12 protein-coding genes are annotated in these 12,277 nt (G+C 41.7%); 7 read left to right on the top strand and 5 right to left on the bottom strand.

The window, feature by feature from the left end; genetic code table 11:
* Nucleotides 1–104: 104 nt before the first annotated feature.
* The 3 genes from RTX25_RS14115 to RTX25_RS14105 all read right to left on the bottom strand — a co-directional run bounded on the left by RTX25_RS14115 (nt 105) and on the right by RTX25_RS14105 (nt 2,765).
* Nucleotides 105–527 carry a DUF1292 domain-containing protein gene (locus tag RTX25_RS14115; protein WP_312654552.1) on the bottom strand — a complete coding sequence of 141 codons (423 nt, stop codon included), beginning with the start codon at nt 525–527 and terminating at the stop codon, nt 105–107.
* A gap of 82 nt (nt 528–609) precedes the next feature.
* Nucleotides 610–2,247: a putative manganese-dependent inorganic diphosphatase gene (locus RTX25_RS14110; protein WP_312654551.1), complete on the bottom strand. Its 1,638-nt coding sequence runs from the start codon at nt 2,245–2,247 to the stop codon at nt 610–612.
* 113 nt (nt 2,248–2,360) lie between these two features.
* Nucleotides 2,361–2,765, bottom strand: coding sequence for a hypothetical protein (locus tag RTX25_RS14105; protein ID WP_312654550.1), 405 nt, complete (start codon nt 2,763–2,765; stop codon nt 2,361–2,363).
* 231 nt (nt 2,766–2,996) lie between these two features.
* On the opposite strand from RTX25_RS14105, the gene deoC reads away from it, so the two are divergent.
* Entirely contained in the window at nt 2,997–3,653 is a 657-nt protein-coding gene (deoC, locus tag RTX25_RS14100) for a deoxyribose-phosphate aldolase (RefSeq protein ID WP_312654549.1), read from the top strand.
* A gap of 44 nt (nt 3,654–3,697) precedes the next feature.
* Nucleotides 3,698–4,036: a hypothetical protein gene (locus tag RTX25_RS14095; RefSeq protein WP_312654548.1), complete on the top strand. Its 339-nt coding sequence runs from the start codon at nt 3,698–3,700 to the stop codon at nt 4,034–4,036.
* Nucleotides 4,037–4,082: 46 nt separating this feature from the next.
* Here the strand turns inward: RTX25_RS14095 and RTX25_RS14090 are convergent, their stop codons facing one another.
* Nucleotides 4,083–4,376, bottom strand: coding sequence for a hypothetical protein (locus tag RTX25_RS14090; protein WP_312654547.1), 294 nt, complete (start codon nt 4,374–4,376; stop codon nt 4,083–4,085).
* Between the two features lie 168 nt (nt 4,377–4,544).
* Here RTX25_RS14090 and RTX25_RS14085 point away from each other — a divergent pair, with 168 nt between their 5' ends.
* The 5 genes from RTX25_RS14085 to RTX25_RS14065 all read left to right on the top strand — a co-directional run bounded on the left by RTX25_RS14085 (nt 4,545) and on the right by RTX25_RS14065 (nt 11,804).
* Nucleotides 4,545–5,006, top strand: a complete 462-nt coding sequence (locus tag RTX25_RS14085) for a hypothetical protein (protein WP_312654546.1) — start codon at nt 4,545–4,547, stop codon at nt 5,004–5,006.
* 122 nt (nt 5,007–5,128) lie between these two features.
* The gene (hpf, locus tag RTX25_RS14080; RefSeq protein WP_312654545.1) at nt 5,129–5,662 is read left to right on the top strand and encodes a ribosome hibernation-promoting factor, HPF/YfiA family; all 534 of its coding nucleotides are present in this window, start codon (nt 5,129–5,131) and stop codon (nt 5,660–5,662) included.
* A 265-nt stretch (nt 5,663–5,927) separates the two neighbouring features.
* A complete protein-coding gene (gene secA, locus RTX25_RS14075) occupies nt 5,928–8,429 on the top strand; it encodes a preprotein translocase subunit SecA (RefSeq protein WP_312654544.1) in 2,502 nt (833 codons plus the stop codon).
* Nucleotides 8,430–8,510: 81 nt separating this feature from the next.
* A protein-coding gene (gene prfB, locus RTX25_RS14070) for a peptide chain release factor 2 (RefSeq protein ID WP_312654543.1) occupies nt 8,511–9,630 on the top strand; the annotation gives its coding sequence in 2 pieces (ribosomal slippage) (nt 8,511–8,588 and nt 8,590–9,630; 1,119 coding nt in all).
* Between the two features lie 8 nt (nt 9,631–9,638).
* On the top strand, nt 9,639–11,804 hold the full coding sequence (locus tag RTX25_RS14065) for a Tex family protein (RefSeq protein WP_312654542.1): 2,166 nt from the start codon (nt 9,639–9,641) through the stop codon (nt 11,802–11,804).
* A gap of 50 nt (nt 11,805–11,854) precedes the next feature.
* On the opposite strand, the gene RTX25_RS14060 is transcribed toward RTX25_RS14065, so the two are convergent.
* Nucleotides 11,855–12,139: a hypothetical protein gene (locus RTX25_RS14060; protein ID WP_312654541.1), complete on the bottom strand. Its 285-nt coding sequence runs from the start codon at nt 12,137–12,139 to the stop codon at nt 11,855–11,857.
* Between the last annotated feature and the right edge of the window lie 138 nt (nt 12,140–12,277).

Raw genomic sequence — 12,277 nt, 5'->3', positions numbered from 1 at the left:
ACGCCCCTTGTGGACTTTCACCACAGTCAGACGGCATGCCCGTCATACTTAAAAAAACCTTGAGAATAAATCCCAAGGTTTCTGACAATTCTTATTAATTCCTCTTACTGTAGTTCTTCGGAATCTGCAAGAGCTGCATATGCCTCGGATACCTTCTGGAATTCATCTTCTGCAAGGAAGACCAGTTCTCCATCTTCACCCTCAACTCTTAGTGGGGTAACTGTCTCATCCCCGTTCATCACAAGAATGTATACCTGACCTTCTACTTCGAATTCATCCACTATAGGATATTCTTCTGTAGTACCATCTTCATTTTCGAATGTCACCATGTGTGCATGATCATGGTCATGGTCATGTCCGTGGTGGTCGTGATCGGATCCGCATCCGCATCCTTCTGTATCATCTGAACAGCAGGACCCTGCGTTATCGTTTCCTCCGCAGCACTCGGAATCCTTATTCTCATTTCCTCCACAGCAGCAGCTTGAGACTACTTCTTCATTGTGGTTTTCATTTATTGTATTTGTCATTTTATTCCTCCATATAAGTTAATCAATTTATTCTATCACAAAATCTCAGATATCAAAATTAATTTTAAAATCTTTCGTGAAACTAACGGTTGATTACAGACGAGATAGGTGGGATGACCTGCTTCTTACGGGATAGAATTCCAGGAATATATACTGAATTTCCCTTCATCTGAACACCGAAGGCCTTATTGATCACATCTTTCTGCTTTCCGACGACAATCAGTTCGGAACCTTCCTTGTAGATATCGGTAACGATGAGAAGCTGAAGACTGAATCCTTCATCTTTAGTCATCTGTTCCATGGAGGCGATTATGGTGTCTTTAAGATCATCCAGTGATTCTGCATCCATGGTGTATACCTGCGAAACACCGATCTTGCTGTTGTCGTAGGTGAAAACCTTGAAGTCCTGCTTGAGGATTTCCTCAGGTGTTTTGCCCGCAAGGGAAGTGCCATACTTGAACATTTCAAGCGCGAAATCCTCTACGTCGATATCTGCGATCTTTGCGAGTCTTTCAAGAACCAGCCTATCTACATTTGTAGATGTTGGAGACTTGAAGAGGAGCGTATCGGATATGATCGCAGCAGCCAGCAGTCCTGCTGTTTTCTTTGAGGGTCTGATCCCGTTTTCAAAGAAAATATTGGCCACTATGGTCGAGGTGCTTCCTACAGGTTCGTTTCTGAAGAAGATCGGTGTTGTGGTTGCAACATCCGCTACTCTGTGGTGATCGATGATTTCAAGGATTTCCGCTTCGTTCAGACCTTCAACCGACTGACCTTTTTCATTATGATCCACAAGAATCACTTTCTTCTTCTTTTCGGAAATAAGATGGAATCTGGAGATGGTTCCAATGACTTTACTTTCCTCATTTACAACCGGATAGCTTCTGAATCTGGTTTCAGCCATGGTGTTTCTTATGTCACCGATATAATCATCGGAAGAGAAGTAGATGATGTTATCCTTTGTCATGACATAACTCACAGGTACAGCCTGAGAGATGAGCCTTGAGGAGGTATAGGTATCATAAGGCGTTGAAATGATTGTTATTCTGTTTTCTTCAGCCTTTGCAAGCAGATCTTCATCGATTTCTCCAGAACCTGTAATAATGATGAGGGATACCTTTCTTTCAATTGCACCTTCAAGAGCTTCACGTCTGTTTCCGGTGATGACGATATCGCCTTCCTCTATGATTTTGCTGACTTCATCAGGCGAGGCAGAAAGGGCATAGATCTTTCCGTAAAAATGCTTTCTGTCTTTATCCAGATGAACCATCTGACCTGTCAGTGTATCCAGGAGATTGTTCACAGTGACCTTGGATTTTCCAAGTATCATATTGTCCCATACATCCATATAGCTTTCTGTGACATTTGAAACAGATACCACACCGCTTAGTGTTTCGTTTTCATCTACTACGGGAAGGCTCTTGATGTTATTCATTCTCATGATGTTCCAGGCCATTTTAAGCGTGATGTCCGAAGCGATCGGAGCAATCTTGTCGATATTCAGATCGCTGACCTGGAGTCTGACATTTTCGATATATTGAGGTGCGTCCACACCAAAATAAGCCAGAATGAAATAGGTCTCTCTGTTGATTTCACCCAATCGTACTGGGATATACTTTTCATTGCCTGTTTTATTTTTATATTCGGCATAAGCCAGAGCTGCACAGATAGAATCGGAATCCGGATTTCTATGGCCGGTGATATAGACAGTGTCCTTCATTTTTACCTCCTAGTCATCCCATAAAAGAAGTTATTAAACAGGATGAACATTTAATCTCATTATAATACTAGATAGGAAAGAAGCCTGCAACTTGATGTAGCAGACTTCTATGACTATTTTCTTTTATACTGAACTTGTCTTTTGGGCATTGGTGCATCGATCTTGAACAGATCTTTCCTTGTTGTGACATTTCTGATGTTCTTCACTTCAAGCACTTCACTTGATTCGGAACCCTTCTTGCCCTTGAGTGCCTGGACAAGAATGACATTACCCTGGTTTACGGCAATGAAATCAGGCTTCTTGAACCATCTCTTCGCTTTATAGATACTTCTGACCACAGTCTTTGATCCTTCAGGCTTCAAAATGATTGTTGCTGTAAGCACATTGAAAAGCCACAGATATTTTTTCTCTTCCACCTTGATTGACAGCACAGTACCGTAAGCCTGAGTGATTCTGTCTCCATATTTCTTCATATAATTATCCGCATAGTACTTTTGTAATTTATCCTTAAACCCCATTATATAAACTCCTTTATGCTTGATTGCTACACTATATTATAGCATAATCCCGAAAAAAGTATATTAGAAATTCCCTGAGAAATCAAGGGTTTTATTCAGCCCCACATCCTGACGGTTTTCCCGCTTTATGTGTAGGATTGATTCAGGCTGAAATTCCTTGATCCCTGTGGTTCACATTGTACAATAATCTATGATAAAATGGAGTGTAAATAGATGAGGAGGTAATTTGATATGGATAAAATCAGTTTAGCCAAGCATATCGATCATACATTGCTTAAGCCTGACGGTACAGAGGCAGAACTTATCAGACTTTGTGAAGAGGCTAAGGAACATGGTTTCTTCAGTGTATGCATCAATCCAAGCAATATCGAAAAAGCAAAGGAACTGTTAGATGGTACAGACACCAAAATCTGTACAGTTGTAGGGTTCCCATTAGGACAGATGACAACAGAGGCAAAGAGCTATGAAACCAAAGAAGCTGTATTTCTTGGTGCAGAAGAAGTGGATATGGTCATCAATATCGGAAAACTTAAAGATAAGGATTATGACTATGTACTGGAAGACATCCGTGCAGTTGTTCTAGCAGCTGGCGGCGTACTGACCAAAGTCATTATCGAAACCTGTCTGCTTACCGATGAAGAAAAGGTAAAAGCATGCGAGCTGGCAAAAGATGCAGGAGCTGACTTTGTCAAGACCTCTACCGGTTTCTCTAAGGCTGGTGCAACCAAGGAAGATATTGCCCTCATGAGAAAAACTGTGGGACCTGAAATGGGTGTCAAAGCGTCAGGTGGCATCAGGACACTAGAGGATGCGATGACCATGATTGAAAATGGAGCCACGAGACTTGGTTTATCTGCAAGTGTTGCCATTCTGAATGAATTAGGCTGATATCGGTATTTAGGCAGGTCTGAGTGAATTTTTGGTGAAGGGTGATGACAATGTACAGAGACGTAATAGATGGAGACAAACTGAAAAGACTTCTGCCAGATCTTCCTGATGACTTGTCTGATATCAGACTTGAGATTTTTGTTCGTGAATTTTCGGATGATACGGCGAAAATTGAAGAAGTGCTGCAGAAAATCAAAAAGAGAGTAGGACGCACTTCGTATCTTGGAAAAGAAAAGGAAGTTTTCTTTTTTGAATCAGATGAACTGAATGATGATATGAGAAAACCTCTGATCTCAAAATTAAAGGAACTTGGGTATACTGCCGATCTTAAGGAAGGTGCCCGAGGGAATGTAGTGATTACCCTCAGCTGGAAAAACAGCTGAAATGAAGTCAGGCAGAAAGAATCAACTTTCTGCCTGACTTGTTTTTTTACCTTTTCTTAGACCTGTTACGATATGAGATGATCACGCCCGCCAGCACATTACCGAGAATGACGGCAGTGATCATGAAGATGAAGATGAGATAGGCGAGAGGCATAAATCCTTCCAGGTTACCGTAATACATACGGTAGATCAGATAAGGAATAATAAAGACTCCAGCAATGGAGGGTAGAAATCGCAGTATCTTGCTTTTCGTGAAGAAAGCGATGATCACACTGTAGAGCGCACCGCCGAAAATAAACAGCAGCATAAGCAGAATCAGTCTTAAATTTGAATTATCCATATTATCAGCTCCAATATATCAATTGTTTGACAAAGTAGTCTCATTATATCAAATATCAGTTTGATTTCAAAAATACTTCATAGTATTAATATAAACTTAAACAATTGGTTAAAACTAGTCATCTATTTTCAAGTACAATATAAAAAAGAGAAGAAGGGAGTCCTGCTTATGAATGATCGAGAGCTGAAAAAAATGGAAGGAAGATGGTTTTTGCAGTACTCTGGATGTCCACTTTGGAAAAGAGGAAATACCGATACCATTTCATTTAACTATGAACTGATCTATAGAGGTGAGGAACTGGTGCTCAAGGAACAGGTGGAATTTCGGAAAAATGGAAAGATGAAAATGAAGCGTGGATATGAGGTGCCTAAGGAAGGAACGAACATCCTTGAATGGAGAGGAGTAGGGATGAACAGACTTTTCCGCAACCGCTCCAAAGTGCTGTACAACGATGAGGGCATCCTCATTATGTGGTTTGAAAAGACCATGTCCACACCGGAATCTATAGATGTGCTCACAAAAAAGAAGCATCTAAGCGGTGGAGAAAGTGCCTATATCTTCAGTCTCCTGGATAAGATTGATGGTTCAGACAAATACATGAATGAGCTGGAATCTGTAAACATCCTTTAGATTAGTGCACCTGACAATTAATTGAAAATTTCGTCAATAGCTGAATAAAGCTTGTATTAATGCCATTTATACTTTAAAATATAAGTATCATTAATAATAAATACAACAAGGGGGCAAACCATATGAAGACTTACATTTACGCAAGAAACATTACACTTACAGACGGTTTAAAGGAGGCAGTCGAGAACAAACTGAACAGACTTGACAAGTACTTCAATCAACCGGTGGAAGCCCGAGCCACATTAAGTGTGACGAAAATGGATCAGATATTCGAAGTGACGATTCCTTTCGGAAGTGTTTTATTAAGAGCAGAAGAATCCAGTGATGATATGTATAAGTCCATTGATCTTGTACAGGATAAACTGGAAAGACAAATCAGAAAATATAAAACCAAAATTGAGAGAAAAGCTGGTGACTCATCTGTCAGATTCAATGACACAGCATTTGTAAGAGATGAAGAAGCCGATGATGACTCACCTAAAATCGTGAGAACAAAGAAAATTTCAATGAAACCAATGTCAAAGGAAGAAGCTGTACTCCAGATGGAACTTCTCGGACATAGTTTTTATGTATTTGAAGACACCGATGGAGAAACGAGTGTAGTTTATAAAAGAAAAGACGGAAATTATGGTCTCCTTGAAAGAGAAGAGGAATAAAAACATATCAAAATGGAGCATCGAAAGATGCTCCATTTAAATTCGGAAAAAACACTCCTTGCATTTAACCTTCAGTTAATGAAACAAGGCTAAAATGACAATTGAATGTTAAGTATCAGCCAATGTAGAGAAGTCTAAATATTGATATATGTTGTGGATAAGTGCTATAATATTATCTGTGCCATTATACCTTCATTGAATAAGAAGGGAAAATGCTGGTATATAAGGATATTTAGAATTTAAATAATAATTTGGAGTTGAAAAAATGGGATTATTTGATAAGGTTTTTGGAACCTATAGTGAGCGGGAAGTAAAAAGAGTAGAACCCCTTGCTGACAAGGTGGAAGCCCTAGATGCGCAATATCAGAACCTGACAGATGAAGAGCTTCGCGCAAAAACTGCTGAATTCAAGGAAAGACTTGAAAAGGGTGAAACTCTTGATGATCTTCTGCCTGAAGCGTTTGCTACGGTAAGAGAAGCTTCCTGGAGAGTGCTGAAAATGAAGCACTTCCGAGTACAGATCATCGGCGGTATCATTCTCCATCAGGGAAGAATCGCAGAAATGAAGACCGGTGAAGGTAAAACCCTTGTAGCTACACTGCCTTCCTATCTTAATGCACTTGGCGGCAAGGGTGTCCATGTCGTCACTGTCAATGACTATCTGGCATCAAGAGACAGAGACTGGATGGGACAGATTTTTGAATTTCTAGGTCTTACCTGTGGTGTCATCATACATGGACTGAGCAATGAACAGAGAAAAGAAGCCTATAACAGCGACATCACCTATGGAACAAACAACGAATTCGGATTTGACTATCTGAGAGACAACATGGTTGTCTATGCCGAAAGAAGAGTGCAGAGAGAACTGAACTTCGCCATCGTGGATGAAGTCGACTCGATCCTCATAGATGAAGCTAGAACACCGCTGATCATTTCCGGACAGGGCGATAAGTCCACGGAGTTCTACAAAGTGGCTGATTTCTTCGTCAAAAAACTGAAAAAGGAAGAACATTTCACTGTAGATGAAAAGGCTAAATCCGTTGTTCTTACAGAAGAAGGTGTTAAAGAAGCTGAAACAGTATTCCATCTGGAAAACTATGCAGAGCCGAAAAACATGGAACTTCAGCATCATGTCACTCAGGCTCTGAAGGCGAATTACCTGTTTAAAGTGGACAAGGATTATATGGTCAAGGACGGAGAGGTCATCATCGTAGACGAGTTCACAGGACGTCTCATGGAAGGTAGAAGATATTCCGACGGACTTCACCAGGCAATTGAAGCCAAGGAAGGCGTAAAAGTCGAAAGAGAATCCAAAACCCTTGCGACCATCACTTACCAGAACTATTTCAGAATGTACAAGAAACTCTCCGGTATGACCGGTACTGCTTTGACAGAAGAAGCGGAGTTCAGACATACCTATGGGCTCGATGTTATCGTCATTCCAACCAATATGCCGATAACAAGAAATGACCAGCCTGATCTCATCTACAGAAATGTACAGGCGAAATACAAGGCTGTCGTTGAGGAAATCAAGGAAGCCTATTCAAGAAGACAGCCGGTTCTTGTAGGTACAACTTCCATCGAAAAGTCTGAATACCTCTCAACACTTCTTAAGAAGAACGGTATTCCTCATGAAGTGCTTAATGCAAAGTATCATGAGAAGGAAGCGGAGATTGTTTCCGGTGCCGGTGAGCCCGGATCCATCACCATAGCAACCAACATGGCCGGTAGAGGTACCGACATCAAGCTTGGCGAACATGTTACAGAACTCGGCGGGCTGAAAATAATCGGTACAGAAAGACATGAATCAAGACGTATCGACAATCAGCTTAGAGGACGTTCAGGTAGACAGGGAGATCCCGGAGAATCAAGATTCTATCTTTCCCTTGAAGATGATCTCATGAGAATCTTCGGTTCTGAGAAACTCTTCGGTATGATCGATAATATGGGACTGGGAGACGATGCCATCGAATCCAAAATGGTCACAAAATCCATCGAGAATGCACAGAAGAAAGTGGAAGGAAACAACTTTGACACCAGAAAGACTCTGCTTGGTTATGATGATGTCATGAATATGCAAAGAGAAGTCATCTACGGACAGAGACAGATGGTTCTTGAAGGTAAGGATCTGAAGGAAAATATCCGTGCCATGCTGCAGAACGTGGTTTCTACAGCTGTTCAGCTTCATCTTTCAAACGGATCGGAAAGAGAAGAGGGGATGAAGAATCTCATCACCTATATGGAAGATCTTTTTGTTCCGCACAATACACTGAATGAAGAAGAACTTCTCAAGATGAGCAATCAGGATGTCGAAGACATGCTGTATAACATCGGAGTCGATATCCATGAAGAAAAGGAAAAGGAAATCGGCGAGCAGATCAGAGAAATCGAACGTGTCATCCTGCTTAAGGTAGTCGATACCAAATGGATGGAGCACATCAATAATATGGACCACCTGAAGAGAGGAATCGGACTGAGAGCCTACAAGCAGCAGGATCCGGTACAGGCTTATCAGTTTGAAGGTTCAGAGATGTTTGATGAGATGATCAGATCCATCAATGATGACACCATCAAGTACATTCTTCATATTACCGTTAGAAAAGAAGAGAAAATCGAACGTGAAGAAGTTGCCAAAGAGACCTCGACCAATCAGGACAATACGCTGAAGAAAAAGCCCGTAACGAAGGAAACTCGTGTAGGCAGAAATTCACCATGTCCTTGCGGAAGTGGAAAGAAGTATAAAAACTGTCACGGATTAGAGAAATAAGAAAACACAAATAGACTTGGGCAACCAGGTCTATTTTGAAATGAGATGAATACAGAAAATCAGAGACAAGGAGTGATAATCATGTTGCCTAAAATGCAGGAAGCGGTCAATGAACTGAAAGGCTTTAAAGAATCACTGGATGAAATCCGGGTGTCACTTTGACATCGAATCTTTATCCAGGAGAAGAGAAGAACTGATTTTTAAGATGCAGGAGCCCAGTTTCTGGAATGATCTGGAAAATGCGAGAAGCATTACCCAGGAAGAGAAAAATATCGAGTCTACTATAAAGGAATATCATGGACTGAATGCGCGTGTTGAAGATGCGCTGACCATGATTGAACTTTCGGAAGAAGACGAAAGCATGGCACAGGAAATTCTATCTGAAGTCAGGGACCTCAGAAAAGGTGTTGAAGCCATGCACCTTCGTGTGCTGCTTTCAGGAAAATATGACAACAGTGATACCATCCTGACATTAAAGAGCGGTGTGGGTGGAACAGATGCACAGGACTGGACAGCAATGCTTCTTAGGATGTATACCAGATGGGCGGAGAAGAAGGGCTATCATGTGGAGGTTATGGATATCATTGAAGGAGACGAGGCGGGTATCCGTGATGCTTCATTAAAAATTTCGGGACCCTATGCCTACGGTTACCTTAAAGCGGAAAAAGGAATCCATAGACTCGTCAGAATTTCACCCTTCAACTCCAGCGGCAAAAGGCAGACAAGTTTTGCTTCCGTTGAGGCTGTTCCGCTTCTGAAAGATGACAGTGAAGTGGTCATCAAGGATGATGAGCTTCGTATCGATACTTACAGAAGTACAGGGGCCGGCGGACAGCATGTCAATACGACAGATTCCGCGGTAAGAATCACACATCTTCCTACAGGAATCGTCGTCACGTGCCAGAATGAACGAAGCCAGATTCAGAACAGAGAAACCGCTATGAAAGTCCTTAAAGCAAAACTGGTCGAACTGAAAGAAAGACTGAACAAAGAAAAGATTGAAGATATCACAGGGGAAATGAAAGACGTGGGCTGGGGAAGTCAGATCAGAAGCTATGTCTTCAATCCGTATAATCTTGTCAAGGATCACAGAACTCTTGCAGAAGATGGGAATGTGGACAGCGTCATGGATGGAGATATCGATCTCTTCATCAGTGAATATCTGAAACAAATGAGCAACGGCAGCCTGAAGGCGGATTAGGAGATAAGATGAATATATTAGATAGAATTTCAAGAGAACTCAGTATTTCAATGAACCAGGTAGAGGGGACGGTCAAGCTTCTAGATGAAGGCGCTACAGTACCGTTTATTGCGCGATACCGTAAAGAAGCTACAGGTTCGCTGGAAGATCATGTCATTCGTGATCTTCAGGAGAGGCTGGAATACTTAAGAGGACTCGAACAGAAGAAGTCGGACATTCTTAGACTGCTTACCGAGCAGGGGAATCTGACTGATGAACTCTCAAGAGATATCGATAAATCTGAAACAGTAACAAGGCTTGATGATATCTACCTTCCTTTCAGGCCAAAGAAAAGAACTAGAGGGACCATTGCAAGAGAGAAGGGACTTCTTCCCTTAGCTGAGGCTGTTCTTGCAGGAGAAAAGAACATCCGGGAAAAAGCAGGTGAGTTTATCACCGATGAAGTGATGAATGCTGATGAAGCAATTAAACTGGCCATGGATATTCTGTCTGAGAATATGTCCGAAGACGCGGATCTGAAAGGCATGCTCAGAAATGTCGTCGTGAAAACCGCTGAAATCAGAACCCAGGGCGACAAGGAAAATACACCATATGAAATGTATTATGATCGTACGGAACCGGCGATTAGAATGCCAAGCCACAGAGTCCTTGCCATCAATCGCGGTGAAAAAGATGGAATACTTAAAGTGAATGTCAGTGTGGATGAAACTCGTGCACACCGTGCGTTAAAAGAGCGATACAGAACAGGAACCGAGGAATGCGACGCGCTTATAGATACAGCTGCTTCCGATGCACTGAAGAGACTGATCATTCCTTCTCTTGAGCGTGAACTGAGAAACACACTCACTGAAAGGGCTGAGAACTCTTCCATCGATGTGTTCAAGGAAAACCTTAAATCACTACTTCTTCAGCCGCCGGTCAAAGGTTACAGCGTCATGGGATATGATCCGGGCTTCAGAACAGGCTGCAAAGTTGCAGTTCTTGATGAAACCGGGAAATATCTGGACAATGCAACCATATATCCTACGGTACCAAGGCAGGACATCAAAGGCAGTAAAAGAATTCTTCGCGAACTCATTAAAAAGTACAATGTACAGGTAATCTCATTAGGAAACGGGACAGCATCAAGAGAATCGGAACTGGTACTCATGGAACTGATTGAAGAACTGAAAGAGGAAAACATAGATGTTTCCTATGTCATCACCAACGAAGCAGGAGCCTCCGTATATAGCGCTTCCAAACTTGCCAACGAAGAATATCCGGATCTTGATGTCACAATCAGAGGGGCCATCTCCATAGCCAGGCGCTTACAGGATCCACTGGCAGAACTGGTGAAGATCGATCCGAAATCAATTGGTGTAGGACAGTACCAGCATGATATCACAAAGAAAAAGCTTGATGCATCACTTTCCGGTGTTGTAGAAGATACCGTAAATAAGGTCGGGGTAGACCTTAATATGGCAACTCCAGCGCTGCTTTCCTATGTGGCAGGAATCAACAAAACCATTGCAGAAAATATTGTGAGCTATCGTGATGAAGCTGGTAAATTCACTTCCAGAAAAGAGCTGAAGAAAGTCAAAAGACTGGGTGATAAGGCATTTGAACAGTGCGCAGGATTTCTCAGAATACATGAAGGAAAAGATATACTGGATGCTACTGGAGTGCATCCTGAATCCTATGCCGAAGCCTATCAGATTCTCAAAGAACTGGGTTATGAGAAGAAGAAGCTCAATGTACAGGAGCTTCAGGACATTGATGAAAGAGCGAAGAATTTCGGGATTGATGCTCTTTGCAGTCTGACCGGACTTGGTGAGCCAACAGTCAGAGATATTATAAGAGAACTTCAGAAACCGGGACGAGATCCTCGTGAAGATCTGCCGAAGCCTGTCTTCAGAAAAGGCGTCATCGATCTGAAAGATCTGACTGAAGGAATGATTCTTTCCGGCGTGGTCAGAAATGTTTCAGATTTTGGTGCATTCATCGATATCGGTGTGCATCAGGACGGTCTGGTCCATAAGAGTGAACTTTCAAACAGATATATCAGCAATCCGCTGACCTTTGTCAGATCCGGGGATGTGGTAGATGTTAAGGTCCTATCAGTAGATCTGAAGAGAAAACGGATCAGTCTGACCATGAAGGGTCTGAATAAGGACATCAGCACAGAAAAAAACTAGAATTCATTTAAAAAGCAGGAACATCAATCTGTTCCTGCTTTTTAATGTCTTCAGAATCTGTCCTGAAGCTGGTGTAGTATCTGTCTGAATTCGTCTCTGTCAATATTTCCAAGTTTTCCTCTGAAGGAATTAAGATAACAGATGAGGCTGTCATTCGTGCTATCGTCTGTGATCTTTTTGAGGTGTGATATGGTTCTTCGAAGCCATTTTGATAGTTCATCATAAGTAGTGGAATAATAAGATTCCTTATACATTCCATAAGGATAGGTGATGGTGAATGTATCGAGGAGCTGGATTCCTTCTTCCAGAATTTCTGATTCGATTACGGATTTCATAGCATATTCCCCCTGCAGTTAACAGAAATTGCGTCTATAGTGTATATTATCTGCTGTTTTCTAATTCATTTTACCATATCACTGCTAGTGTAAAATTATTGTAGGAAAAATAAAAGAGAATAGAACCCCGTATGATAT

Origin of the sequence: Proteiniclasticum sp., assembly GCF_032054185.1 — a bacterium.
GTDB lineage: Bacteria > Bacillota > Clostridia > Clostridiales > Clostridiaceae > Proteiniclasticum.
The sequence above is the reverse complement of the archived record's forward strand: the minus strand, read 5'-3'. Positions and strand labels throughout refer to the sequence as shown.